Source organism: Kitasatospora sp. NPDC018619, from assembly GCF_044391605.1.
In the GTDB taxonomy this organism is placed as follows: Bacteria; Actinomycetota; Actinomycetes; order Streptomycetales; family Streptomycetaceae; genus Kitasatospora.
The window spans coordinates 274,315-299,733 of sequence record NZ_JBISAI010000008.1 but is presented as its reverse complement, the minus strand read 5'-3'; the positions used below and the strand labels follow the sequence as shown (position 1 = coordinate 299,733).

The window sequence follows — 25,419 nt, the reverse complement described above, 5'->3', positions numbered from 1 at the left end:
GCAGCGCGCGGGCCCCGGCGCCCGTGCGTCATGATGATCACCGTCCGGGGTCCCCCGGATGAACGTCGGCGGAACGGAACACCAGTCATGACCCCCTTCGACGAGGGCCGCGCCCGGCGGCTGCTCGCCCAGGCCTGCGCGGCGGCCGGGCTGGCCGCGCCCGACGGGGCCACGCTGCTCGCGCTCGGCGAGAACGCCGTCTTCGACCTCGGCGACCCGGCCGTGGTCGCCAAGGTCGGCCGCGGCCCCGAGCTGTACGACCGGGCGCGGCGCGAGCTGGCCCTGGCCCACTGGCTGGCCGGGCAGGACGTGCCGGTGGTCCGCCCGTACGACGCGGTGGCGCCCGAACCGCAGCTGGCCGACGGCCACCCCGTCACCTTCTGGCACCGGCTCGCGCCCGCCGTCCGGCCCGCCCGTCCGGTCGACCTGGCCCCGCTGCTGCGCGCCCTGCACCGGCTGCCGCCGCCGCCCTTCGCGCTCGGCCGGCGTGACCTGCTGGCCCCCGTCGAACGCTGGCTGGCCTCGGCCGAGGGCCACGTCGACCCGGCCGACGTCGCCTTCCTGCGCCACCGCCGCGCGGCCTTCGAGGCCGCCCTGCCCGACCTCGTCCCGCAGCTGCACCCCGGGGTGATCCACGGCGACGCGCTGCCGCGCAACGTCCACATCGGCCCGGACGGAGCGGTCCTGCTCGACCTGGAGTTCATGGCCAACGACCTGCGCGAGCACGACCTGGTGGTCCTCGCGCTCAGCCAGGACCGGTACGGCGTGCCCGCCGAGGAGTACGACGCGTTCACCGCGGCCTACGGCTGGGACGTGCGCGAGTGGCACGGCTTCACGGTGCTGCGCGGCGCCCGGGAGACCGCCAGCGCCTCCTGGGTGGCGCAGCAGGCGGCCAGCAGCCCGGCCGCGCTGAAGGAGTTCCGGCGGCGGGTCGACTCGCTGCGGGACGGGGCCACCGGGGTGCGCTGGTACCCGTTCTGAGGGCTCCCCGATACCCGGGCCGGGGCCGGGGCGCCACCGGGGCGAGTGTGAGAAGGCTCTTACGGCGGTTCGGTCCGGTCGGCAACCGGCGCACGTACGATCGGCGTCCTGTCGGACAGTCGTCCTGCCCGACAGACCGGCACCGTACTCGCACCTCAGGAGCCGCCGCCATGCACCGGACCGCCCGCCGCCCCTCCACCCCCGACCGACTCGCCCGTACCCGGCGCAGGCTGCTGGTGGGCTGCGTCGCGGTCGCCGCCGCGCTGGGGCTGGCCGCGTGCGGGACGGCCGACGGAGCGCTCCAGCCGCCCGGCGCGGCGGCGCCGGGCGGGACGCCGTCGGCGGCCGGGACGCCCTCGGCGACCACCGCCCTGCCGAGCGGGGCGCCCGCGAGCACCGGCGCCCCGGCCCCCGGCTCGGACGCCGTGCCGCCGGGCGGCGCGGGCTCGCCGAGCGCCGCCCCCTCCTCGCCCTCCCCGGCCGCGACGACCAAGCCGAGCCCGTCCGCGGCCACCGGCTCGCCCGTCGCCACCCCGACCACCGCGACGGCCGCGCCGACCACCCCGGCGGCCCCGAGCGCCGACCCGTCCTCCCCCGCCGCGCCGCGCCCGCACACCGGGGCGGGCACCGTGATCGGCTCCACCGCCTCCGGCGGGCGCACCGTCGCGCTCACCTTCGACGACGGCCCCGGCCCGGCCACCGGCCAGATACTCGACCTGCTGGCGCAGTACCACGCCAAGGCCACCTTCTGCCAGATCGGGCAGAACGCCGCCGCCAACCCCGCGATGGTCAAGCGGATCCTGGCCGCCGGGCACCGGCTCTGCGACCACAGCGTCCACCACCCGCAGCCGTTCGCGAAGCTCCCGCACGACAAGGCCGCGTACGAGATCACCGCCGCCCGGGACATGATCCTCCGGGCGGGCGGGCCGGGCACCGAGATCGGCTGGTTCCGCGCCCCGGGCGGCGGTTTCAACGCCGACAACGAGCAGATCACCGCGGGCCTCGGGATGTCCTCGCTCGGCTGGTCCGTGGACCCGCGCGACTGGTCCCGGCCGGGGACGCCGGCGATCGTCGCGGCCGTGCAGAAGCAGCTGAAGCCCGGCGGGGTGGTGCTGATGCACGACGGCGGCGGCGACCGCAGCCAGACGGTGGCCGCGCTCCGGCAGCTGCTGCCCTGGCTGGTCGCCCAGGGCTACACCTTCGACTTCCCGGCGGCGTAGGGCCGTCGGGGGCGGGGGGTACGGGAGGCCGGGCAGCGGGCGGCGGGGACGTTCCCCCCTCGTTCGCCGACCGGACGGCCGGCGCCCACGCCGCCCGTCACAACCGCCGCCCTCGTCTCCGGGCATGACCGCCGGCCCTCCGTCGAACCCGCGACTGCCCTACCTGGAGGCCCGACTGGGCCTCGGCCGGGCGCTCGCGGCGCTGCTGATGCCGGCGCTCTGCGCGGCGGCCGGCCGGCTGTTCGCCGCCGGGGTGGTCGCCTACCGCGACCGTGGCCGGGAGGTCCACGCCGAAGGTCGCCGGCTCGACGGCGCCCGGGCCGCGGACGTGGTAGCGCAGCGCGTCCGGGAGCGGCGCCCGGCCGACGCCGGTGCCCTGAGGGCCCCCGCGACCGCAAGCCGGTGCAGGGCGGGGCGCCGGGGCGCCATCCGCCCCGGCGACAGGGCGCCGGGCAGCCCCGCGACGTCCTCGGCGACGGCGGCCGGGCCGTGCTCGATGCCGCGGCGCACCGCACGGCGGCAGCCCGGTCAGGCCTCCGGCAGGCCGGGCCGGTGCCCGGCCTCCGCGGCGGGCGCGAGGGCGCCGGGCAGGCCGGCGGGACGGGCCGGGCGCAGCGCCGTCACCGGGCGGGCCAGCGCGGGTCCACCACCGCCTGCGGGTCCTTGCCGCGGCGCAGCCAGGCCTGGAGGCCCTCGGCCCACTGCCGGTACCAGTCGACCTGCCGCCGGTGCAGCTCGGCGGGCTCCACCGCGCCCACCTCGGTGGGGTAGCGCCCGGCCAGCGCGACGGCGACCCGGACGGCGGCCAGGGCGTCGCTGCCCGCCTCGTGGGCGTCCGTCAGCTCCACGCCGTACAGCTCGCAGACCCGTTGCAGGGTGCGCGATCCCTTGCGGTAGCGGTCCACGGCGCGGTCGATCACCAGCGCGTCCAGCACCGGCCCGACCGGTCGGCCGAGGCGCTCGTCGAGCGTCGCCAGCCCGTGCCGGCGCAGCTCGGCGTCGAGCAGCGACAGGTCGAACGGCGCGTTGAACGCCACCACCGGGCGTCCGGCGGCGATCCGCTCGCACAGTGCGGCGGCTATCTCCTCCACCGCCTCCTTCGCCGGTCTGCCCTTGCTGCGCGCCACCTCGTCCCCGATCCCGTGGATCGCCGCCGCCTCGGCGGGTATCGGCACCCCGGGGTCGAGCAGCCAGTGCGCGGCCCCCACCAGGGCGGCCCCGACCGTGTCCACGAGCGCGGCCGTGACGATGCGGTCCACGGCCGGGTCGGTGCCCGTGGTCTCCAGGTCGAAGCCGACCAGTGGCTGCTGCCACCAGCTCATCAGGTGTGTCCTTCCGTCCTGCCTCTCGAAACAGCCCCCATCATCACCCGCCCCACCGACAAGCCGGTCCGCGGGGACCCTGGTCGCGCCCCGCCCGCCCTGGGCCTGAGGAGCTCCGGGACGAGCACCGATCCGCCCGAGGCGCCGGTCGCGGCCCCGGCCACGGCCATCGCGAGGGGCCGGGCCCTCGTCAGCCGCGCCGTCAGGCGCCTGGCGCGGACCGGTGCGGCCGTGCTGAACCGGTGGGAGCACGGAGGGCCCGTCTCCCCCGGCCCGCTCCGCCTCAGCGGGCCGGGGCGGTGAGGGCGACGCGGTCGGGCAGGACGCTGGAGGCGACGGCGAGCAGCAGGCACCGGGCCGTGCCGGCGCCGAGCGGCGCCCGGGGCAGGCGCAGGGCGACGGTGGCCTGGCCGGCCGGGACACGGTGGTCGGGCAGCGCGGTGGTGCCGTACCGGGTGGGCGCGGTGGCGGCGAGGGCGGGCAGGGCGGCGGCGGTGACGACCAGGACGGCCTCCGGCGCGGCCACCGCGGTGGTCTGCCGGCGCACCGTCCCGGCCGGCCGCAGCACGCCGGAATCGCGGTGGCGGTCGGCGGTGCTCGTCACCATTCGTGTCGACGATCGCGATCAGCGCGTGGAGCAGGGCGGCCCCGGGGGTCGTGGTGGCGGCGGTCCAGGTGTCGTGGGCGCCGGGGTCGGGCCCGGGGTCGCGGGCGCCGGTGCGGGTGCCGCCGAGGCGGTCGGCCGGTTCGGCGTCGCGGTGGGCGGCGGTGGGGCGGGCCGGGTGCGTCCGGGCGGTGGTCTTCTCAGGAGACGGGCCGGGAGTCGGCCCAGATGCCCTCGAACTCCTCGCGGTAGACCTCCAGCAGCCCCGGCTCGGTGCCGCCGGGCTGCTGGCCGGCGCCGCCGCGCAGCACCAGCGCCGGGGACTCCATGCCGCGGGCGCGGCGCAGGTAGGGCTGGACGACCCCGAGGTCGCGGCCCTGGCGGCGGCCGCCCGCCTGGCCGGCGGCGCGGGGGCCCTCGACCAGGTAGGCGGTGAAGCGCGGGGTCTCGTCGAAGACCCGGATCTCGAAGCCGCCCTGGTCCCGCAGCCGGGCCCGCACGCGCCGCACGTGCATGATGTTCATCTCGATGGAGCGGGACAACTCGCTGCGCCCCAGCCCGAGTTCGCGCTCGCGGCGGCGTACCGCGCTGCTCGCCGGGTTGAGGAAGAGCAGCCGCACCCGGCAGCCCTCGCCGGCCAGCCGCACCAGGCGCTTGCCGGTGTAGTTCTGGCAGAGCATGCCGAGGCCGATGCCGAGCGCGTCCAGGCGCCGGGCGCCGTCCAGCAGGTCCTCGACCGGCAGGTCGCGCTGGAGGCGGACGCGGTCGGCGTGCACGGCGACGACGTCGGCGTACCGGCCGGCCACCAGGGACTCGACCACGTCGGCGGGCACCCCGCCGGCGCCGCCGTCCAGGACGGCGAGCAGTCGGGCGGCGGCCCGCTCGGTCTGGGCCAGCACGGTCTGGGTGAGCACCCGGTTGCGGGAGACGACGTGCCGGGCCACCTCCAGTTCGTCCAGCGCCAGTTCGATCTCGCGCCGGTCGGCCAGGTACGGCTCGAAGCAGGGCCAGTGCTGGACCATCAGCTCGCGCAGCTGGGGCAGGGTGAGGAAGACGAGCGGGTCGTCGTCGGCCGGGTCGAGCAGGTAGCCCTTGCGGCGGCTGACCTCGCGCACGGCGCCGGCCCGGTGGGCCCACTCCTCGCCTGCCGGGCCGGCGGCGGCGGTGACCCAGTCCTCGCCGTGGGCGGGGGCGTAGATGGGGTGCAGCACCTCGTCGACGAGGGCGCGCAGCCGCTGTTCGACGAGGTTGAGCCAGACGTAGGCGCGGCCGGACAGCCGGACCCGCTGGTAGGCGTCCTCCCACTCGCCGGCCGACCAGGCCAGCGCGGGCACCTCGACCGGGCCGCCCTGGGCGGGCACCAGGGCCCGGCCGGTCAGGGTGGGGCGCATGACCACCGTGGGCGCCTCGCTGCGGCCCGCGCCCCGGTCGGGGCCGTCGGGCCCGGAGCCACGGCCGCCAGCGGGGAACACCATGCGCCACCTCATCTGCGGCTGACCCCCACGGGCGCGGGGGCCGTTGACAGGTCGTTGACAAACACCGGGTCGGCCGGGGCGGCCGGACGATCAAGGATACTGCCCGCCACCGGCCGCTCGCAGCCGGATGTCCGGGGCCCGGCCGCACGCGCCGTCGGCGGCACCCGTCGGCGGCGGCACTCTTCACACGAATGCCCGGCGGACGCTCGTTCGGCCCAACCCGGGCCGGATCTCCCGGCCCGCGGGGACGGGCTCGGGGAGTATGCGCTGTGCCGTGCGTCACGGCTGCTGTGCCGTGCGTCACGGCGCGCGGTCCCGCACATGCCCGGCCGCCCGGCCGGGAAGAGAGCGTCCGAGCCCGGACAGGAGGTCGGGCGCATGTGTCGGACACACGTCAGTTTCCGCCGTCAGCAAGGAAGTTGGAGAGTCATGCAGGTCTGGCCCGGTACGCCCTACCCGCTCGGCGCCACCTACGACGGGGCCGGCACCAACTTCGCGGTGTTCTCCGAGAGCGCCGACCGGATCGAACTGTGCCTGATCGCCGAGGACGGCTCCGAGACCGCCGTCGAACTGCGCGAGACGGACGCCTTCGTCCGGCACGCCTACCTCCCGGGCATCCAGCCCGGCCAGCGCTACGGCTTCCGGGTGCACGGCCCCTACAACCCGGGCCTGGGCCAGCGGCACAACAGCGCCAAGCTGCTCCTGGACCCGTACGCCAAGGCGATGAGCGGGCACATCGACTGGGACGAGTCGGTCTACGGCTACCACTTCGGCGCCCCCGAGCGCCGCAACGACCTGGACTCCGCCCCGCACACCATGCACTCGGTGGTGATCAACCCGTACTTCGACTGGGGCACCGACCGCCCGCCGCGCACCGACTACCACCGGACCGTCATCTACGAGGCCCACGTCAAGGGCCTCACCCGGCTGCACCCGGGCATCCCCGAGGAGATCCGCGGCACGTACGCGGGCCTGGCCCACCCGGCCGTGATCGAGCACCTGGCCAAGCTCGGCGTCACCGCGATCGAACTGATGCCGGTGCACCAGTTCGTCCGCGACCACCGGCTGCGGGACCTGGGGCTGGCCAACTACTGGGGCTACAACACCGTCGGCTTCTTCGCCCCGCACTCCTCCTACTCCTCCAGCGGCGACCGCGGCCAGCAGGTGCAGGAGTTCAAGTCCATGGTCAAGGCGCTGCACGCGGCCGGGATCGAGGTGATCCTGGACGTGGTCTACAACCACACCGCCGAGGGCAACCACCTGGGGCCGACGCTGTCGCTGCGCGGCCTGGACAACGTCTCCTACTACCGGCTCGCCCAGGACCAGCGCTTCTACGAGGACACCACCGGCACCGGCAACAGCCTGCTGATGCGCAGCCCGCACGTGCTCCAGCTGATCATGGACTCGCTGCGCTACTGGGTCACCGAGATGCACGTGGACGGCTTCCGCTTCGACCTCGCCGCCACCCTCGCCCGGCAGTTCCACGAGGTGGACCGGCTCTCCTCGTTCTTCGACCTGGTCCAGCAGGACCCGGTGGTCTCCCAGGCCAAGCTGATCGCCGAGCCGTGGGACCTTGGCGAGGGCGGCTACCAGGTGGGCAACTTCCCGCCGCTGTGGACGGAGTGGAACGGCATGTACCGGGACACCGTGCGGGACCTGTGGCGCGGCGAGAACGCCACCCTCGCCGAGTTCGGCTCCCGGCTGACCGGCTCCTCCGACCTCTACCAGGACGACGGCCGCCGCCCGATCGCCTCGATCAACTTCGTGACCTGCCACGACGGCTTCACCCTGCGCGACCTGGTCTCGTACAACGAGAAGCACAACGAGGCCAACGGCGAGGACAACCGGGACGGCGAGTCCTTCAACCGCTCCTGGAACTGCGGCGTCGAGGGCCCCACCACCGACCCGGCCGTCGAGGAGCTGCGGGCGCGCCAGCAGCGCAACTTCATCGCCACCCTGATGCTCTCCCAGGGCGTGCCGATGCTCTCGCACGGCGACGAGCTCGGCCGCACCCAGCTGGGCAACAACAACGCCTACTGCCAGGACAACGAGCTGACCTGGGTGCACTGGCCCGAGGGCGACGGGCCGCAGGCGCAGCTGCTGGAGTTCACCCAGGGGATGATCTGGCTGCGCCGCGACCACCCGGTGTTCCGCCGGCGGCGGTTCTTCCACGGTCGGCCGGTGTCCGCCTCCGGCGGGTTCGACGACCTCACCGACATCGCCTGGTTCACCCCGACGGGTGAGGAGATGACCAAGCGCAACTGGGGCGCCAGCTACGCCAAGTCGCTGACGGTCTTCCTCAACGGCTACGCGATCTCCGAACCGGACCGGCGCGGCGGGCGGATCGTCGACGACTCCTTCCTGCTGATGTTCAACGCGCACTTCGAGCCGCTGGAGTTCACCGTGCCCGCCGACCACGGCCGGGAGTGGCGGGTCGTGGTCGACACCGCCCTGCCCCGGCTGCCCGCGCCGGGCACGGGGGCGCGGGTCAAGGCCGGGGACAGCCTCTGGCTCACCGACCGCTCGCTGATGGTGCTGCAACGGCCCGCGTAGGGCCGTCGCTGGCCGTCACGGGACCGCCCCGGGACCGCCCCGCGACCGCCCCGGCTGTCCGAACGCGCCGGGGCGGTCACCTGTTCGGATCAGTAGCGGGTCTTGGCGGCGCGCTCCGCCGGGTACCTATGGAGCTATGACCCCCGCCGCCGAGCCCGCGCAGCCCCGCCCGGCCGCCGCCGTCCCCTCGTCGTCGTACCGCCTCCAGCTCCAGCCCGGCTTCACCCTGCGCGACGCCACCGCGGCCGTCCCCTACCTGGCCGCCCTCGGCGTCTCCCACCTGCACCTCTCCCCGCTGCTGGAGGCCGTCCCCGGCTCCACCCACGGCTACGACACCGTCGACCACACCCGGATCAGCGAGCAGCTCGGCGGCGAGCCGGCGCTGCGGGAGCTGGCCGCCGCCGCGCACCGCCACGGCCTGCGGCTGATCGCCGACGTGGTGCCCAACCACATGGCCGTGCCCGCCCCCGAACGCCTCAACCGGCCGCTGTGGCAGGTGCTGCGCGACGGGCCCGACTCCCCGTACGCCCGCTGGTTCGACATCGACTGGACCGCCCAGCCGGGCCCCGTCGACGCCCCCGGGCGCGGACGGGTGCTGCTGCCGCTGCTCGGCGACCGGCTCGGCGCCGTGCTGGACCAGCTGACCGTGGACGGCGACACCCTGCGCTACCACGAGCACGAGCTGCCGCTGCGCCCCGGCACCGCCGGGCTCCCGCTCGACGAGCTGCTCGCCCGCCAGTGGTACCGGCTCGCCTGGTGGCGCCTCGCCCGCACCGAGATCAACTACCGGCGCTTCTTCACCGTCAACGAGCTGATCGCGCTGCGGGCCGAGGACCCGGAGGTGTTCGCCGCCACCCACGCCGTCCTGCTCGGACTGCACGCCGACGGCGTCCTGGACGGCTTCCGAATCGACCACCCGGACGGGCTCGCCGACCCGCGCGGCTACCTGCGGCGCCTCGCCGCGGCCACCGGCGGGGCGTACACGGTGGTCGAGAAGATCCTCACCGGCGAGGAGCGGCTGCCCGAGGACTGGCCGGTGGCGGGCACCACCGGCTACGACGCGCTGCGCCGGATCGACGGCGTGCTCGTCGACCACGCGGGCGCCTGCCGGCTCGCCGGGGCGTACGAGTCCTTCCTGCACGGCGGCCCGGTCCGGGACCTCTGCGCGGACCCGCACCCGGCCGTCGCCGAGGCCCGGCGCGGGCGGGCCGCCATGACCGGGCCGGACGGCGAGCTCGCGGCCGAGGTCGAGCGGCTGGTGCGGATCGCGCTGCGGATCGGCGCCGCCGAGCCCGCGCACGCCGACCACGCGCCCGGGCAGCTGCGCACAGCGCTCGGCCGGCTGCTCACCGGCTACCCGGCGTACCGGCCGTACGCCCGGCCCGGCGAGGCCGTGCCGACCGCCTCCAGCCACCAGCTGCGGGCGGCCCTGGACGGCTCCGCCGACCCGACCGACCGGCTGGTGGCCGCGCTCGCCCTCGGCGAGCTGGGCCGCAGCGCCGACAAGGACGAGTTCTGCACGCGCTTCGCCCAGACCGCCGCCGCGGTGGCCGCCAAGGGCGTCGAGGACACCGCCTTCTACCGCTGGAACGCCCTGCCCGGCCTCAACGAGGTCGGCGGCGATCCGTCCCGCCCCGGGCTGCACCCGGCGGAGTTCCACGACTGGTGCCGCCACGTGGAGCGCAGCTGGCCGCACGGCATGACGGTGCTCTCCACCCACGACACCAAGCGCAGCGCCGACGCCCGGGCCCGGCTGGCCGCGCTCGCCGAGCGGCCGGACGCCTGGGCCGCCGAGGCCGCCGCGTGGTCCACCGCCGCGGGCCCCGGCCCCGACCGGGACGCCGACTGGCTGCTCTGGCACACCCTGGTCGCCGCCTGGCCGATCGATCCGGACCGGCTGGTCGCCGCCCTGCTCAAGGCCGCCCGCGAGGCCAAGCTGCACACCTCCTGGACCGCCCCGGCCCCGGGCTACGAGCGGGCGCTGGAGCAGCGGGCCCGCGCCGTCTTCGGCAACCCCGGGCTGCTGCCCCGGATCGAGGGCGCGGTGCACGCCCTCGCCCCGTACGCCCGTGCCAACACCCTGGCCGCGGCGCTGCTGCACCTCACCGTGCCGGGCGTGCCGGACCTCTACCAGGGCAGCGAGGAGCCGCTGTACACCCTGGTGGACCCGGACAACCGGGGCGTGGTGGACTTCGGCGCGCTGGCCGTGCGGCTCACCGACGCGACCGCCCCGCGCCCCGGCGACCTCGCCCGGGAGAAGCTGCACCTGACCACCACCGCGCTGCACCTGCGCCGCGACCGGCCGCTCGGCGCCTACCAGCCGCTGCCCGCCGCGGGCCCCGCCGAGGACCACCTGCTGGCCTTCGCCCGGGGCGGGGACGTCGTCACCGCCGTCACCCGGCTGCCGTACGGGCTGGAGCGGGCCGGCGGCTGGCGCGGCACCGTGCTGGAGCTGCCGGGGGGCGGGCCGTGGACGGACGCGCTGACCGGGCGCAGCTTCCCGGCGGGCGCGGTGCCGGCCGCCGAGCTGCTGGCGGCCCTGCCGGTGGCGCTGCTGACGAGGAGGGGCTGATGCCGGTCTACCAGGTGTGGGCGCCCGGCGCCGCGTCCCGGGTGAGGGTCGAAGTCGACGGCGAGGCCCACGAGTTGGCGCGCTGCCCGGAACGCGCGGGCTGGTGGTCCGGCACCGCCCCGGCGGGCGACTACGCCTTCCGGCTCGACGACGGGCCGCCGCTGCCGGACCCGCGCTCGGCCCGGCAGCCGTACGGCCCCGACGGGCCCAGCCGCGCGGTGGACCACGCCGGCTTCCGCTGGTCGGACACCGGGTGGCGCGGCCGGGCGCTGCCCGGCGCGGTGCTCTACGAGCTGCACGTGGGCACCTTCACCGCCCGCGGCACCTTCGACGCCGCCGCCGAACGCCTGGACCACCTGGTCGAGTTGGGCGTGGACTTCGTCGAGCTGATGCCGGTCTGCCCGTTCCCCGGCCGGCACGGCTGGGGCTACGACGGGGTCTCCCTCTGGGCCGTCCACGAGCCCTACGGCGGGCCGGAGGGCCTCAAGCGCTTCGTGGACGCCGCACACCGCCGGGGCCTGGGGGTGGTGCTGGACGTCGTCCACAACCACCTCGGCCCCTCCGGCAACCACCTCCCGGCGTACGGGCCGTACTTCACCGACCGGCACCACACCCCGTGGGGCTCGGCGGTCAACCTGGACGCGCCCGGCTCGGACGAGGTGCGCGCCTACCTGGTCGGCAGCGCGCTGGCCTGGCTGCGCGACTACCGGATCGACGGCCTGCGGCTGGACGCCGTGCACGCCCTGGCGGACGACCGGGCCATCCACTTCCTGGAGGAACTCTCCGCCGAGGTGGAGAAGTTGGCGGTCGCCACCAACCGGCCGCTGTTCCTGGTCGGCGAGTCCGACCTCAACACCCCGGCCACCACCGCTCCGCGCGCGGCGGGCGGGCTCGGCCTCACCGCGCAGTGGAGCGACGACTTCCACCACGCCCTGCACTGCGCGCTCACCGGCGAATCCCAGGGCTACTACGCCGACTTCGCGCGCGAGCCGCTCGCCGCCCTGGCCAAGGTGCTCACCCGGGGGTTCTTCCACGACGGCACCTGGTCCTCCTTCCGCGGCCGCACCCACGGGCGCCCGTTCACCCCGCTCGGCGAGGGCCACCGGCTGCTCGGCTACCTCCAGACCCACGACCAGGTCGGCAACCGGGCGCTCGGCGACCGCGTCTCCACCAGCCTCTCCCCCGGCCGGCTCGCCTGCGGGGCCGCCCTGGTGCTCACCTCGCCGTTCACGCCGATGCTGTTCATGGGCGAGGAGTGGGGTGCCGCCACCCCCTGGCAGTACTTCACCGACCACACCGACCCGGACCTCGCCGAGGCGGTCCGGCGGGGCCGGCGGCGGGAGTTCGCCGAGCACGGCTGGGCCGCCGAGGCCGTCCCGGACCCGCAGGAGCCCGCGACCGTGCTGCGCTCGGTCCTCGACTGGACCGAGCCCCGGCGCTCCCCGCACCGCGAACTGCTCTCCTGGCACCGGAAGTTGATCCGGCTGCGGCGCGAGCGGCCGGAGCTGTCCGACCCCGACCTGGGCGCGGTGCGGGTGGTGTACGACGAGGCGGCGGGCCATCTGGTGGTGCACCGGGGGCCGTACCGGGTCGCCGTCAACCTCGGGCCGGACGAGGCCGCGCTGCCACTGGGGGCCGACGCGGTCGAGGTGGTGGCGGCCTTCGGGGCGGCCGCGCCGCGGGGGGCGGCGGTGCGGCTGGCGCCGGACGCGGTGGCGGTCGTCCGGGTCTGAGCGCCGCCGCCGGCCGCCAGGGGCCGCGGGCCGCCGGCTGCCGGTCGGGGCGGCGGCTGGCGTCCGGCCGCCGGCTGGCGTCGGGCGGCGGCTACCAGAGGAAGGTGCCGATCCGCTCCCGCAGCGAGGCCGCGTCCAGGCCGTAGGCGGCCAGGTGCTCCGCGATCGAGCCGTAGTGCCGGTGCTCCTCGCGCGGCACGCCCAGGCCCAGCACCCGGTGCGGGCGGTCGGCGAGCGCCGCGTGCGCCTCGTTGGCGGAGGTGCCCGCCAGGTACGGCTCGACCAGCACCACGTCGGCCCGCTCGCCGAGCGCCGCCCGCAGCCCGGCGGCGTCGAAGGGGCGCACCGTCGCCGCGTACAGCACGGTGACGTCCAGCCCCGAGGTGGCCGCGAGCACCGCGTCCAGCATCGGCCCGACGGCGAGCACCGCGCCGCGCGAACCCGTCCGCACGGTGCTGAAGCGGCCCGGCTCGACCGGCAGCGCCGCCTCGTTGCGGTGCTCCGAGAGCCGGACGTAGACGTTGCGGTCGCCGTCGGCGTAGGCGTGCCGCAGCAGCCGCTCGGCCTCGTCCGGGTGGCCGGGGACGTGGACCGTCCAGTCCGGCAGGGTGTCCAGCAGGGCGACGTCGCCCGGGGACATGTGGGTGCGGCCGCCGGCCGGCCAGTCGTACGAGCCCGCCGCGCTCACCAGCACGGCGCCGACGCCCTGGTGCACGAGGTCCAGCTTGACCTGCTCGAAGGGGCGCTCGATCAGGAAGCTGGCGAAGGTGTGGGCGATCGGGCGCATCCCGGCCAGGGCCAGGCCGCCAGCCGCGCCGATCAACAGCTGCTCGCGGATGCCGACGTTGACCACCCGGTCGGGGTGGCGCTCCCGGGCCGGGGCGAAGGCGGCCGCGGTGATGTCGGCGAGCACCAGGGCCAGCCGGGGGTCCTCGTCCAGCAGTCGGGTGGTGACGTCCACGAAGCGTTCGCGCATGGTGTCCATCGGTGGGGTTCCTCTCGGGTGCGGGCACGGGCCCTGGTTCGGGGTGCGGGTGCGGGTGCGGGGCTCAGGACGGACGGGGGTGCGGCCGGGGGCTCACTGCTGCTCCTTGGGCTCCACCCGGGCCACCACCACGTGCGGCCGGCCCGGGTGCTCCGCGGTGTACGCGCGGTACAGCGCCTCGTGGTCGCGCCCGTCCACCGTCGCGGTCGACCAGCCCTCGGCGGCGAACCGCTGGGCGATGCCGCCCCGCCAGCCGTGGGTGGCCGAGGAGTTGTCGATCACCACCACGTGCAGCCGGTCCAGCCCGTAGGCCCCGGCGAAGGCCACCGCCTCGGCGTTGGAGCCCTCGTCGAACTCCGCGTCGCCGACCAGCACCCACACCGCCGGGTCGGTCAGGCCCTGCGCCCGCAGCCCGAGCGCGGTGCCGACGGCCAGCGGGAGGCCGTGCCCGAGCGAGCCGGAGGCGATCTCCACGCCCGGCACCAGCGTGCGGTCCGGGTGGTGGCCGAGCGGCGAGTCGTAGCCCCCGAAGCTCGGCAGCACCGCCGGGTCGAGGAAGCCCTTGGCCGCCAGCACGGCGTAGTAGGCCATCGGGCCGTGGCCCTTGGAGAGCAGGAAGCGGTCGCGGTCCTGCGCCTCGGCGCTCTCCGGCGCCACCCGCAGGACCCGGTCGTAGAGCACCCAGAGCGCGTCCAGGGTGGAGGTGGCGGCGGGGCCGTGCTTCTCGGCGCCGGTCATCAGCGCCATCAGGGCGGGCAGGTCCTCGAAGCGGGTACCGGTCGGGTTCGTGGCGGTCGCGTTCGTCGTCATGACGACGATGGTGCAACTTAAAGCCGACTTGAGGTCAAGCGGCTACAGTGGGTGCCCATGACCGCCCACTCCGACGGCCCCCGCGCGCCCGGCCCGCACCACGGCGACCTGCTCACCATCGGCCAACTCGCCGACCGCAGCGGCCTCGCCGCCTCCGCGTTGCGCTACTACGAGAGCCTCGGCCTGATCCAGGCCACCCGCACCTCCGGCGGCCAGCGCCGCTACACCCGCGGCACGCTGCGCCGGATCGCCTTCATCCGCGCCGCCCAGCGGGTCGGCCTCTCGCTGGACGAGGCGAAGGTCGCCCTCGACCGCCTCCCCGAGCGCCCCGCGCCCAGCGGCACCGAGTGGGACAGGGTCGCCGCGTCCTGGCAGAGCCGGATCGACGAGCAGATCGCCGAACTGCGGCTGCTGAAGGCCAAGCTGACCGGCTGCATCGGCTGCGGCTGCCTCTCGCTGTCGCGCTGCGCCCTCTACAACGCCGCCGACCGCGCCGGCGAGGCCGGCCCCGGCGCCCGCTACCTGCTCACCCGCGACCCGGACAGCGGCCCCGAGCCCGTCCCGCCGGGCGTACGGACCTGCGGCACCCGCCGGGGAGAAGGCTGAGAAACCCTTTGCCTCCGGCCCGTCCGCCTGCCTAAGGTGCCGCCGTGCTGCCCCTGGTGCTGACGGACGAGGAGTGGGACGCGGTCGTCCCGGACGAAGCGGCGGTGCGCCCCGGCGCCGAGGCGCTGTGCGCCCGGCTGGGCCTCGGCGGCCTGCCGCTGGAGCGCTTCGCGGAGGGCTCCGTCCCGGTGTACGCGGTCGGCGGCGCGCTGGTGCTCAAGCTGTTCCCGGCCGCGAGCGCCCGGGACGCCGTGGTCGAGGAGCGCGTGCTCACCCGCCTGGACGGCGCGCTGCCGGTCCCCACCCCGACCGTCCACGCGGCCGGCGAGTACGTCAACGGCTGGCGCTACGTCCTGATGTCCCGGCTGCCAGGCCAGGGCCTGGCCCCGGCCTGGCCGCGCATCCCCGGCCCCGACCGCGAGCGGATCGCCCGCCGCTGCGGCGAGGCGCTCGCCGCCCTGCACGCCCTCGACCCCGGGCCGCTCGCCGGCTTCCTCGGGCCCGGCGACTGGCCGGCCTTCCTGGCGCGCCAGGCGGCGGGCGCGGTGGCCCGCCAGCGCGAGCGCGGGCTGGGCGCGGAGTGGCTGGAGCAGATCCCGGGCTTCCTCGCCGCCGCCCCGCTGCCCGCCGGCGCGGGGCCCGGCGCCGCACTGCCCGCCGCCTCACTGCCCGGCGCCTCACTGCCCGGCGCCTCCGAACGCGCGCTGCTGCACACCGAGTTCATGCGCGAGCACCTGCTCACCGACCCGGGCGACGGCTGGCGCCTCACCGGCCTGGTCGACTTCGAGCCCGCGATGCTCGGCGACCCGGCCTACGACCTGGTCGCCGTCGGCCTGTTCACCACCCGGGGCGACCGGCGGCTGCTCGGCGCCCTGCTGGACGCCTACGGCCGCGCCGCGGACCCGCGCCTGCTGATGGCGTACACCCTGCTCCACGTCCACAGCAACCTGCCCTGGTACCTGCGGGAGTTGAGGCCCTCGGCGCGGACGCTGGACGCCCTCGCCGAGGAGTGGTTCGCTGGAGCCTGACCTCAGGGGCGGGGGTCGGTGCGCAGCAGGCTGTAGCGGACGACGTCGCGCCACTCGCCGCCGCGGAAGGTCACCGCGCGCTGCACGCCCTCCCGGGTGAAGCCGAGCTTCTCCAGGACGCGCTGCTCGGCCAGGTTGCCCGCCTCGGTGTCCGCCTCCAACCGCATCACCGGCGTGTGCGCGAACAGGTAGTCCACCAGCAGCCGTTGGGCCCGAGTGCCGATCCCGCGCCCGCGCGCGTCCGGCACCAGCTGCACGCCGAGGCTCCAGTACGGCACGGCCGGCCGCATCCCGCCGCGGGTGGCGGCGACGAAGCCGCGGAAGGCGCCCCCGGCGAGGACCGAGAGCATCACCTGCTCGTCCCCGAGCAGCCCGTCCTCCGCCCACCGGCGACGGAACCGCTGCGGGTCCCGCCAGCCGTACCACTGGAACTCGCCGAGTGCCCGCGGGTCGTTCAGCATCTCCTCGACGCCGGTCAGATCGGCTTCGGTGATCGGGCGCAGGGTGACCGAATCTTCACTCATGCCCGCGCAAACGCACGAGCGGACGCGACGGTTCCTCACCCCGCGAGGGAGCGGGCGAGCCGGAATCCGACGTCGTCGATCCGCAGGGTCGGGTGGCTGCGGCGGCGCACGGAGGCGCGGCAGCTCCAGTGCTCGTCGAACCAGCCGCCGCCGCGCAGGACGCGGTAACCGCCGTACACCTCCGGGTCGTAGCGGTCCCAGCACCACTCCCACACGTTGCCCAGCAGGTCGTGCAGCCCGAAGGCGTTCGGGCGCAGTTCGCCCACCGGGTGCGGGCGCTCGCCCGAGGTGCCGCGGTACCAGGCGATCTCGTCCAGCGGGCCGTAGCGCGGGCCGTCCGTGCCGGCGCGGCAGGCGTGCTCCCACTCGGCCTCGGTGGGCAGCCGGTAGCCGTCGGCGCCGCGGTCCCAGGCGACCTCCTCGCCGTCCACCGCGTAGGCGGGCGCGAGGCCCTCGCGCCGGGAGAGCGCGTTGCAGTGGCGGACGGCGTCGAACCAGGAGACGCTGTGCGCGGGGCGGCGGTCACCGGCCGTTCCCTCGTACTCCTCGCGGGTCACCGGACAGCGCGCCAGCCGGTACGAGGGGACGTCGACGGCCCAACTGCGCTGGGTGCGGCGGTCGGAGAGGGTGACCCGGCCGGCCGGAACGGTGATCATCCGGCGATCCTACGCGCGCCCCGCCGTCCCGGCCCGGTCAGCCGGCCGGCAGCGTCACCGCGATGGCGGTGAGCGCCGCCCAGCCGACCAGCGCGATCCCGCCCGAGGTCCAGGCGATGACTGCCGCCGGACGGCCGAACTCCCGGCCCTTGGCGCGCTGGAACCCGGCGACCAGACCGGCGAGGGCGGTGACCGGCAGGGCGAGGAAGGCCAGGAAGAGCAGCCAGCCGTCCACGACCAGCGCGGCCATGATGCCGAACAGCGCCGTCGGCACGGACACCGCCGCCACCGCCATCCCGGCGGCCGCACAGGCGACCCGGAAGCGGTCCCGTCGGGCGAAGAACGGTGGAACGGCACAGGCGACGGCGCACGACAGCCCGAGCCCGTACAGGAACACGTCGGCCGCCCCGTGCACCTGCCGGATCGGGACGACGGGCAGCAGGAACGCCAGGAGCCCCGTTCCGGACAGCCACCGGGCACTCACCGGCACCGCGACCATGGTTCCCCCTGCGCGCCCCACGGATGTGAACGCATCCGGAATTGAACGCATTCGAATCCAGCACGCAGGGGGCACCTCACCGCGGCCGTCGCTCGGCCCCGACCGCCGCCGGCATCCGCCGCCGCACGGTGGCCGGGGCCTGGGGTGGCCGGTACGCCAACTCCGCTCCGGACCGCCGCCGTTCGGCGCCGAGGAGCCGGGCGGGGCGGTACGGGAGCACCACGGCGCCGAGGCCGCCGACGGCGCCGGGCCCGACGCGGGGCCGCCCCGGCTCGGTGGGTGGCTACTCCCAGCGCCAGCCGTTGTTGTCCCGGCAGGTCAGGACGTGGCCGTTGGCATCGCTGCCGGTGTCGCCGTGGGCGCTGTTGGGACAGGTGCGGCCGCGGACGATGCAGTTGCCCTTGGAGTCGGTGGTACAGGCTGACGCCTGGTGCTCGGTGGGCGCGGCGGGCTGCGGCGCCGGCGGGGCGTGCGTCGGAGCCGGGGCGGGCGGCGCGGCAGGGGCGGGAGCAGCCGGGGCGGCGGGCGCAGGGGCCGCCGGAGGGGCGCTCGGCGCCACGGGTTCGGCCGTCGCCGTCCCGGGCGCGCTCGCGGCGGGGGAAGCCGGAGCGGGGGCCGGCGGGGCGGGCGATGCGCTGCCCGGGCAGTCCTCCTCGTTCTTCACCACGGACAGCGTGACCGTCGTGTCCTTCGTCGAGGGCTCCCCGGCGGCCGGCTGCTGGGAGCACACCTTCCAGTGGCTCGGCATCAGAACCGACCGTGTGTGGGACTCGCCCGGGTGGACGTCCTGGAACGTCACGTTCTTGGCAGCCCGGGCGTTCGGCTGCTGAAGGGCGTCCTTGGCCTTGTCCCCGTGCATGCCGATCACACTCGGGATCGGCGCCGGCGTGGCGTCGGCCGTTTCGGCCGACGCCTTGCACCCGGCCACGAGGAGTGCGGCGGCCACGGCGGCGGCGAGGGCGGTGGTCCGCCTCCGACGGGAGGGGCGGGTCGGTCGGGCTTCGTGCGACGGAGCGGTCGTCGGCTGTATCACGGCAGGCAGACGTTCTTTCGAGTCGGCGGTGGGTGGGGTGAGCGGAGCGTCAAACGGGCAGAACCTTTCGAACCTACTCCACCGCGCCGGCGGAAACCTGGGAGTCCCGCCCGCGAATCCTTGATCGAAGCGTGACCTCGGCCCCCTCTCCGGAGCCCCTCCCCGCCCGGCGGAAGCGGCCCGTCCCGGCCTCCGGCGACTCCGGCGCCGCCCGCCCGCCCGGCCCCGAAGCCCCCGTCCGCACCGGGGCCACCGGGGCCCCGACAGCCCACCGCCCAAGGGCTTTCGCGCCGCCCGCGGCCGCCCTCCGCGCGGCCTACGCTCGGCCGCATGAACCGTACGATCCGCACCGCCGACGACGTCCTCGCCCTGCTCGACGGCTTCTTCCCTCCCGAGCGGGCCCGCTGGGACCGCCTCTACGCGGACCGGTCCGTCGAGCGCCCGTTCTTCGCGCCCGAGCCCGACGAGAACCTCGTCTCCTACCTGGACCGCGGCCTCCTGCGCCCCGGCCGGGCGCTCGACCTGGGCTGCGGGGTCGGCCGCAACGCGATCCACCTGGCGGCCGCCGGCTTCGAGGTGGATGCCGTGGACCTCTCCGCCACCGCGATCGCCCGGGCCGAGGAGCGCGCCCGCGAGGCGGGCACCGGCGCCGGCCTGCGCTTCCACCGGGCGAGCATCTTCGAGGCCGAACTCCCGCACCCGCGCTACGACCTGGTCTACGACTCCGGCTGCCTGCACCACCTCCCGCCGCACCGCCGGGTCGGCTACCTGGCGCTGCTCGACCGGGTCCTCGCCCCCGGCGGGCACTTCGCCGTCACCGCCTTCGCGGCCGGGGCGATGGGCTCCGAGCGGCCCGACGAGGAGCTCTACCGGATCGGCTCGCTGGAGGGCGGCCTCGCCTACTCGCCGGACGAACTGCGCTCGCTGTTCCGCGACTTCACCCCGTTGGAGATCCGGCCGATGGCGGCCCAGGCCCCCGGCTCCGGGACCTTCGGCCTGCCCTTCCTCCTCACGGCGGTCTTCCGGAAGGCTCCCAACCTCTGACCGGCCTCTCATCCGGTTCCCCTACCCTGCGGCGCCATGGCCGTCTCCCTGCTCAACGGCTGGATCCCGTGGACGGTTCAGGCCGCGGCCCTCACGCTGGAGATGATCGGCGGCGAGTTCGCCGCGCACGACCCGCCGCCGGTGCTCGCCCAGCGCCCCCGCCGCCAGGGCGTGTCCGGCTGCGTCGCCCAGGGCGACGAGGAGCGCGGCCGGATCGACTCCGCCCGGCCCTGGAGGCGGCGGCCCGCAGGGCCGGCATCCGCACCGTGGAGGTCGTCGGCTCCGGTCGGCGCACCTGGCAGACCGGCGCCGCGTCCTTCGCCCAGGCCCTGCCCTGGCTCGCCCAGCAGCTCGGCGTCCCGGGCGCCCGGGGGTAGCCGTACGGCGCCGGGCGCAGCCGCACCCCCCGACCCCGCGGGTACGCCCCGGGGCGCGGCCGCGCGCACCCGCCGCCACCTGCCCGGATGCGCCGCCACGGCCCGCTCCCGGAACCGGCCGCACGCTCCGGGCCCCGCACACCGTGCCCGCCGCACCGTCCCGGTCCACCCGGAAGGCACGTCCCATCCGCCCCGGAAGGCCCCATCTGCCCCAAAGGGAATCCGGGCCTCCGGCCGGAACCCGGCTTTGCGAGCAGCCGTTCGGTGGCATAGGTTTCGACCGCCGCCGGTGCGCCGTCGCGGCCCTGACCACCCCTCATGTCTGCGACGGGCGGCGGGCCGGGGGTCCGGCGGCCGTACGCACAGGGGGAGGCCCGCCATGCCGAGTGCCCACGACCACGTGTCGGGCGGGCGGCGAGGACGGACGGCCGGCGCCGCGCACCAGCGGCCCGCGGCCGGCGCGCCGCCGACCCCGTTCACCGCCACCGGACACCCGAGGAACCGTCAGTTGCGCACCACCAGAGTCGTCACCGCCACCGCCGCAGCCCTCGTCTGCCTGGGCGCGCTCAGCGCCTGCGGCCCGGACAACACCCAGGGCGTCGGCCCGGCCGCCGCCCCCGGGGCCACCACGCCCGCCGTCGACCCCAAGAAGCCCGGCGGCGGCGACAAGGGCATCCCGGACAAGGCCTGGATGGACACCAAGAGCATCCCGATGGACGAGAGTTACCACTACACGCCGCTGTCGGCGAACGCCAAGCCGCTCTCCGGCCCGGTCCAGTTCAAGGGCCTGGAGCTGTGCCGCGCCGCGGTCGCCAAGGAGGACGAGCCGCTGTTCACCGGCGCCGCCGCCGCGAGGTCCGAGGTGGGCTTCGGCGGGGACCGCTGGACGGCCCAGCAGACCCTGCTGTTCCACGGCGACCCGACCCACAGCAGCGGCGCCAGGCAGTCCGCCAACCTGGCCCAGGCCCGGCTGACGGAGGCGCTCAAGTCCTGCGCCAGGACCGCCCCCGGTGCCACGGTCAAGGTCGACAGCGCCCCGGACGCGCCCTACTTCGCGGCCGTGCTGACGGTCCCGCAGGCCGACGGCGGCGCCGTCACCCTGCACGAGTACGTGGTCGGCGAGGGCGGCGCGGTCAGCGAGCTGTCCGTCTGGGCCACCACCAAGGCCGGCGCCCAGCCCAAGGACGCCTGGAAGGCCCCCGAGGACAAGTACGTCGGCACCGGCATGACGGCGCCGATGTGCGAGGCGCTGCCCGGCTGCGACGGGCACTGACGGCCCCGGCACCGGCCCGCGCAGGCGGGCACCAGCGGGCCGCCGACCGGCCGGACGGGCCGGACGGCGGCCGCTTCAGCGCCGGGGGGCTGTCACAGCCCCAGGACGGCGAGCGCGGTGGTCCAGTCGCCCGCGATCGCGCGGCGCGCGTCGTCGAGACCGACCCGGCCGTTGCACACAGCGTTCTTGAGCTTGGTCTCGACGGAGTCCTTGCTCTGCGCCGGCTGGTTGCCGTAGCGCGGCTCCGGCCACAGGTTGGCCGGGTCGCGCGGGGCACCGCCGAGCTCCAGCGGGACGAGGTGGTCCTCCTCGTAGTCCGCCGTGTTGGTGTCCGCGTAACCGTAGGCGGCGATCTGCTGGACCTTCAGCGGGGTGGTGTAGCTCGTCGGCGGGCGGACGGTGGCGGTCCAGCCGGAGACGCAGATGGTCTGCCCGATCGTCGCCTGGGTGACGCTCGGGTTGTACGCGCCGGGGGTGCAGCCCGGGTCGGGCAGCGGCAGGTACGCCTGCGAACAGCTCGCCGCGAGGGCGTGCGGCCGCGCGGCGCTGCCGTGGGCCGGGGCGGCGGCCTGCGCGGTGCCGGCGGCGAGCCCGGCGGCGGCGAGGGCGGCCGCCGAGGCGACGACGGTGAGGCGGTGACGGAGCATCATGGGGAAGCACTCCTGGTCCGGCCCGGCCCCGTGCCGGGCGACAGTGTTCATGACAGCACCGTCCGCCCGACCGCCGTCAGACCCGGGACGTGAACGCCTGGTGACCGCCTCTCCACAACCGCCGCCGCACCGGAGCGCTCAGCCGCCCCGCCCCGCCCAGCCCCGGCCGGCCGCCCCCCGCCCCGTCCGCTCAGCCCCGGCGGACCGCCAGCTCGACCTCCCGGCCGCCGGGGCCGCCGGGCACCGACAGCACCACCCCGGTGGGCTCGAAGCCGGCCTTGCGGTACATCGCCTCGGCCCGGGCGTTGTCCTCGTGGACGAACAGCCGCACCCGCTCGACCCTGGGCTCGGTGAGCGACCACGCCCAGTCCCGGACGGTCCGGATCAGTTCGAGCGCCAGCCCGGTTCCCCGCGCCTCCGGCCGGACGTAGACCCCGACCACGTGCGCCTGGTCGACCTCGACGACGTCGCCCTCCAGGGCGCCGTCCCCGCCGGCCCGCTCGACCAGCGCGGTCATCGAGCCGAGCCAGCGGCCGTCCGCGGCCTCGGCGATGAACTGCGCCACGTGCGGGGCCGTCGCCGCCGTGGTCGTGCGGTCCTGCCAGAACTCGTCGGGCCTGGCGGCGGCCTGCTCGTGGGTCTCCAGGAACGCGATGGCCGCGACCGGGTCCTGCAGCGCGTCCAGGCGGATGTCCCTGAGCGGCTGCCACTCCTCGGCCCGCACCCGTCTGATGGTGATGTCCGTGCTCATCGCTTGATCATTCCATCCGCACCGGCGGGCCCCGCAAGCGAATTCCGGCCGCCCCCCGCGGCGCCCTCCCCCCGGGACTCCTCCAGCAGCCGCGCCAGCAGCGCCGCCGGCCCCTCCGGCAGGCTGCCGTGGACGAGTTCGGTGCGGTGCACCAGCCGGGGCGTGGCGATCGGCGCCCGCGCGACCCCGGGGGCCGCCGCGAGCACCGGCTCGGGCAGCAGGGTGAGCCCGTGCCCGGTCGCCACCAGGGCGAGCAGCCCGTGCAGGTCGGTGCCCCGGTAGCGGGTGGCGGGCCGGAAGCCGTCCACGCCCGCGGCGGCGCGCAGCCGGGCGGCGGTCGGGGCGAGGTCGGGGGCGTCCAGCCAGCGGGCGGCGCAGAGGTCGGCGAGTTCGAGGCCGCCGCGGCCGGCCAGCGGGTGGCCGAGCGGCAGCCCGACGGCGACGGGCAGCTCGGCCACCGCCACGGTGCGCAGCGGGCCGACCTCGGACAGCGGCAGCGGGTCGCTGGGCGCGGCCAGGCCGTCGATCAGGGCGAGGTCGACCTCGCCGGTGGCGACCTTGGCGGGGAGCACGTCCTGGGCGAGGACGCGGACCTCCGGCCGCACTGCCGGATAGGCCCGGCGCACCTCGCCGAGCGCGCGCCCCAGGGCCGCCCCGACCGCCAGCGGGGTGGCTCCGAGCAGCAGCCGAGCGCTCGGGGCGCCCACCAGGCGCGCGACGTCGGCGCGCGCCGCCGCCAGCCGGACCAGCAGCGGTGCGGCGTGCTCCAGCAGCCGCCGCCCCGCCGCCGTCGGCCCGACCGGCCGGCGGAGCAGCAGCGCGGTCCCGAGGTCGGCCTCCAGCGCGGCGATCTGCTGGGAGACTGCGGACTGGGTGTAGCCGAGCTCCCGCGCCGCCTCCGAGAAGGAGGCGAGGCGGGCGACGGTCACGAAGGTGCGCAGTTGCTGCGGGTCCACGGCGGTCATCAACCGATCTGATCGGAGCTTAAGGAATCATCGTTGGCGCTGATCTCGGGCCGGGGGCCAGGATAGCCGCATGACCTCTCTGACCCCGCGGGTCGCCCTGGTCGGCGACCGCTCCCCCGCCGTCCGCTCGCACGCCCGCGTCCCCGGCCTGCTGGAGGCCCTCGCCGAGCACGACCACCTCGTCCTGGACGCCTACTGGATCCCGACCGGGGACGCCGCCGAGCCCGGCGCCCTGGACGGCTTCGACGCGCTCTGGCTGCTGCCCGGCAGCCCGTACCGCCACGAGGCGGGCGCGCTGGCCGCCGTCCGCACCGCCCGCGAGCGCGGCATCCCCTTCCTCGGCACCTGCGCCGGGTTCCAGCACGCGGTGCTGGAGTACGCCCGGAACGTCTGCGGCCTGGCCGGGGCCGTCCACGGCGAGGACCACCCGGACGCTCCGGAGCAGGTGATCGCCCCGCTGTCGTGCTCGCTGGTCGGCCACGAGGGGGCGGTCACCGTCACCCCGGGGAGCCTCGCCGAGCGCGTCCTCGGCACCACCCGCACGCTGGAGCGCTACCACTGCGCGTACGGCCTCAACGGCGCCTACCTGGAGAGGCTGTCCGCGCACGGCCTGCGGTTCAGCGGGGTGGACGGCTCGGGCGAGGCGCGCATCCTGGAGCTGCCCGGCCACCCGTTCTTCCTGGCCTCGCTGTTCCAGCCCGAGCTGTCCGGCGACGGCACCCGGGCGCACCCGATGATCCGGGCCCTGGCCGGCGCCGCCGTGGCGCACGCGGACGCGGGCGCCCCGGCCGCGACGGCCTGAGCCCGCCTCACAGCGGCAGCGAGCGCAGCCGCACCGGCCCCTCCGGCCACCCGGCCCCGGGGACGAGCGGCGTCCACAGGGTGCGCAGCGGCATCTGCGCCAGCCGCCCTTCCGGCTGTTCCACCGTCACCCCCTCGACCACCTCCCGGAACCCGAGCCCCCGGTAGAACGCGGCCAGCTGCGGGCGGCAGAACAGCAGCGCATGGCGGTGGCCGAGCGTACGCGCATGGTCGAGGGCGGCCCGGACGACGACCGTCGCGAGGCCGCCGCGGCGCCGGTCGGGCGCGACGCCGACCCCGCCGACGCCGACCACGGCCAGGTCGGTGCCGCCCACGGTGAGCGGCACGGCGGCCACCAGCCCGGCGTGGGCGACGAGCCGGCCGTCGGCGGCCCGGACACCGAAGTGGATCTCCTTGGGCCGGAAGGCCAGCCCGGTGTAGGCGACGCCGTACGGGTCGGCCCCGGGGCCGAGGATCTCCTGCTGCTCGGCGCGGCCGTACTGCGGGAGCCGTTCGACCACCGGCGCCCCGGCGGGGTGCGGCTGGGCGGAAGGCGGTTCCACGAGCGGCGGCGCGGGCGAGAAACGATCATCCATTCCGCCATGCTCCCCTCCGGTCGAGGCCTTTCACCAGTCGTTTCCCGGCCACCCGGTCGCACGGACCGCCCCGGCGCCGCACCGGCGTGGAAGCCCGCCTGGCTCACGCCGCCGACGGCGGGGCGGCCGACGACGGGCCGACCGCCGCCGGCCTCGTAGCGCCGCTGCGCCCGCCGCGTCGCGCCCTCGCGCCGACCACCCGGGCTTCGGACCGGCTTCCGCACCGCGGACCAACGCCACCCTGACCACCCACGGCGCACCACCCCTGGCCCAGCTCCGCCGACACCCGGCCGTGGTGGCGGTCACCACGCTCCCCGAGCGGCGGCTCCCGCCCGCCCGCCCGCGTCGCGCCCTCGCGCCG

The 25,419-nt window shown here is 76.5% G+C and carries 23 protein-coding genes; 10 read left to right on the top strand and 13 right to left on the bottom strand.

The genetic code is table 11. The features are described from left to right. The first annotated feature begins 87 nt into the window (after window positions 1-87). Together ACH5AR_RS15565 and ACH5AR_RS15560 are read left to right on the top strand one after the other, a co-directional pair. A complete protein-coding gene (locus ACH5AR_RS15565; protein WP_396301907.1) occupies window positions 88-981 on the top strand; it encodes an aminoglycoside phosphotransferase family protein in 894 nt (297 codons plus the stop codon). Window positions 982-1,151: 170 nt separating this feature from the next. Next, complete coding sequence (locus tag ACH5AR_RS15560) at window positions 1,152-2,201, top strand: polysaccharide deacetylase family protein (RefSeq protein ID WP_396301906.1); 1,050 nt, start codon at window positions 1,152-1,154, stop codon at window positions 2,199-2,201. 620 nt (window positions 2,202-2,821) lie between these two features. On the opposite strand, the gene ACH5AR_RS15555 is transcribed toward ACH5AR_RS15560, so the two are convergent. From ACH5AR_RS15555 to ACH5AR_RS15545, 3 genes are all read right to left on the bottom strand, one after another. After that, window positions 2,822-3,523: an exonuclease domain-containing protein gene (locus ACH5AR_RS15555; protein ID WP_396301905.1), complete on the bottom strand. Its 702-nt coding sequence runs from the start codon at window positions 3,521-3,523 to the stop codon at window positions 2,822-2,824. A 283-nt stretch (window positions 3,524-3,806) separates the two neighbouring features. Beyond that, window positions 3,807-4,130 (bottom strand): hypothetical protein, encoded by a 324-nt coding sequence (locus ACH5AR_RS15550; RefSeq protein ID WP_396301904.1) that lies wholly within the window; start codon window positions 4,128-4,130, stop codon window positions 3,807-3,809. 197 nt (window positions 4,131-4,327) lie between these two features. Then, window positions 4,328-5,518: an SAV2148 family HEPN domain-containing protein gene (locus tag ACH5AR_RS15545; protein ID WP_396301972.1), complete on the bottom strand. Its 1,191-nt coding sequence runs from the start codon at window positions 5,516-5,518 to the stop codon at window positions 4,328-4,330. 513 nt (window positions 5,519-6,031) lie between these two features. Here ACH5AR_RS15545 and glgX point away from each other — a divergent pair. From glgX to treZ, 3 genes are all read left to right on the top strand, one after another. Beyond that, window positions 6,032-8,155, top strand: coding sequence for a glycogen debranching protein GlgX (gene glgX, locus ACH5AR_RS15540; RefSeq protein WP_396301903.1), 2,124 nt, complete (start codon window positions 6,032-6,034; stop codon window positions 8,153-8,155). A gap of 136 nt (window positions 8,156-8,291) precedes the next feature. Further along, a complete protein-coding gene (gene treY / locus ACH5AR_RS15535) occupies window positions 8,292-10,727 on the top strand; it encodes a malto-oligosyltrehalose synthase (RefSeq protein ID WP_396301902.1) in 2,436 nt (811 codons plus the stop codon). Beyond that, window positions 10,727-12,460 (top strand): malto-oligosyltrehalose trehalohydrolase, encoded by a 1,734-nt coding sequence (gene treZ / locus ACH5AR_RS15530; RefSeq protein ID WP_396301901.1) that lies wholly within the window; start codon window positions 10,727-10,729, stop codon window positions 12,458-12,460. The genes treY and treZ overlap by 1 nt, the downstream gene beginning before the upstream one ends. Window positions 12,461-12,551: 91 nt before the next feature. Here treZ and ACH5AR_RS15525 read toward each other — a convergent pair whose 3' ends face one another. Together ACH5AR_RS15525 and ACH5AR_RS15520 are read right to left on the bottom strand one after the other, a co-directional pair. Further along, window positions 12,552-13,445 carry a transketolase family protein gene (locus tag ACH5AR_RS15525; RefSeq protein WP_396301900.1) on the bottom strand — a complete coding sequence of 298 codons (894 nt, stop codon included), beginning with the start codon at window positions 13,443-13,445 and terminating at the stop codon, window positions 12,552-12,554. A 93-nt stretch (window positions 13,446-13,538) separates the two neighbouring features. Next, the gene (locus ACH5AR_RS15520; protein WP_396301899.1) at window positions 13,539-14,255 is read right to left on the bottom strand and encodes a thiamine pyrophosphate-dependent enzyme; all 717 of its coding nucleotides are present in this window, start codon (window positions 14,253-14,255) and stop codon (window positions 13,539-13,541) included. Window positions 14,256-14,312: 57 nt separating this feature from the next. On the opposite strand from ACH5AR_RS15520, the gene soxR reads away from it, so the two are divergent. Together soxR and ACH5AR_RS15510 are read left to right on the top strand one after the other, a co-directional pair. Next, window positions 14,313-14,861: a redox-sensitive transcriptional activator SoxR gene (soxR, locus tag ACH5AR_RS15515; RefSeq protein WP_396301898.1), complete on the top strand. Its 549-nt coding sequence runs from the start codon at window positions 14,313-14,315 to the stop codon at window positions 14,859-14,861. Between the two features lie 44 nt (window positions 14,862-14,905). Continuing rightward, window positions 14,906-15,889 carry a phosphotransferase family protein gene (locus ACH5AR_RS15510; RefSeq protein ID WP_396301897.1) on the top strand — a complete coding sequence of 328 codons (984 nt, stop codon included), beginning with the start codon at window positions 14,906-14,908 and terminating at the stop codon, window positions 15,887-15,889. Between the two features lie 2 nt (window positions 15,890-15,891). Here ACH5AR_RS15510 and ACH5AR_RS15505 read toward each other — a convergent pair whose 3' ends face one another. From ACH5AR_RS15505 to ACH5AR_RS15490, 4 genes are all read right to left on the bottom strand, one after another. After that, window positions 15,892-16,413 carry a GNAT family N-acetyltransferase gene (locus tag ACH5AR_RS15505; protein ID WP_396301896.1) on the bottom strand — a complete coding sequence of 174 codons (522 nt, stop codon included), beginning with the start codon at window positions 16,411-16,413 and terminating at the stop codon, window positions 15,892-15,894. Window positions 16,414-16,448: 35 nt separating this feature from the next. Beyond that, a complete protein-coding gene (locus ACH5AR_RS15500; RefSeq protein WP_396301895.1) occupies window positions 16,449-17,069 on the bottom strand; it encodes a formylglycine-generating enzyme family protein in 621 nt (206 codons plus the stop codon). Between the two features lie 37 nt (window positions 17,070-17,106). Further along, on the bottom strand, window positions 17,107-17,559 hold the full coding sequence (locus ACH5AR_RS15495) for a hypothetical protein (protein WP_396301894.1): 453 nt from the start codon (window positions 17,557-17,559) through the stop codon (window positions 17,107-17,109). A 292-nt stretch (window positions 17,560-17,851) separates the two neighbouring features. Beyond that, complete coding sequence (locus ACH5AR_RS15490) at window positions 17,852-18,427, bottom strand: hypothetical protein (protein ID WP_396301893.1); 576 nt, start codon at window positions 18,425-18,427, stop codon at window positions 17,852-17,854. Between the two features lie 504 nt (window positions 18,428-18,931). Between ACH5AR_RS15490 and ACH5AR_RS15485 the strand changes: the two genes are divergently transcribed. Further along, on the top strand, window positions 18,932-19,645 hold the full coding sequence (locus ACH5AR_RS15485; protein WP_396301892.1) for a class I SAM-dependent methyltransferase: 714 nt from the start codon (window positions 18,932-18,934) through the stop codon (window positions 19,643-19,645). Between the two features lie 885 nt (window positions 19,646-20,530). Continuing rightward, window positions 20,531-21,295, top strand: a complete 765-nt coding sequence (locus ACH5AR_RS15480) for a hypothetical protein (RefSeq protein WP_396301891.1) — start codon at window positions 20,531-20,533, stop codon at window positions 21,293-21,295. 92 nt (window positions 21,296-21,387) lie between these two features. Here ACH5AR_RS15480 and ACH5AR_RS15475 read toward each other — a convergent pair whose 3' ends face one another. The 3 genes from ACH5AR_RS15475 to ACH5AR_RS15465 form a co-directional block, all read right to left on the bottom strand. Further along, a complete protein-coding gene (locus ACH5AR_RS15475; protein WP_396301890.1) occupies window positions 21,388-21,996 on the bottom strand; it encodes a hypothetical protein in 609 nt (202 codons plus the stop codon). A 139-nt stretch (window positions 21,997-22,135) separates the two neighbouring features. Continuing rightward, window positions 22,136-22,696, bottom strand: coding sequence for a GNAT family N-acetyltransferase (locus ACH5AR_RS15470; protein WP_396301889.1), 561 nt, complete (start codon window positions 22,694-22,696; stop codon window positions 22,136-22,138). Then, the gene (locus tag ACH5AR_RS15465; protein WP_396301888.1) at window positions 22,693-23,661 is read right to left on the bottom strand and encodes a LysR family transcriptional regulator; all 969 of its coding nucleotides are present in this window, start codon (window positions 23,659-23,661) and stop codon (window positions 22,693-22,695) included. Before ACH5AR_RS15465 ends, ACH5AR_RS15470 begins: the two co-directional genes overlap by 4 nt. Window positions 23,662-23,731: 70 nt before the next feature. Between ACH5AR_RS15465 and ACH5AR_RS15460 the strand changes: the two genes are divergently transcribed. Further along, window positions 23,732-24,463 (top strand): hypothetical protein, encoded by a 732-nt coding sequence (locus ACH5AR_RS15460; RefSeq protein WP_396301887.1) that lies wholly within the window; start codon window positions 23,732-23,734, stop codon window positions 24,461-24,463. Window positions 24,464-24,470: 7 nt separating this feature from the next. Here the strand turns inward: ACH5AR_RS15460 and ACH5AR_RS15455 are convergent, their stop codons facing one another. After that, window positions 24,471-25,058 (bottom strand): GNAT family N-acetyltransferase, encoded by a 588-nt coding sequence (locus ACH5AR_RS15455; protein ID WP_396301886.1) that lies wholly within the window; start codon window positions 25,056-25,058, stop codon window positions 24,471-24,473. Window positions 25,059-25,419: the final 361 nt, after the last annotated feature.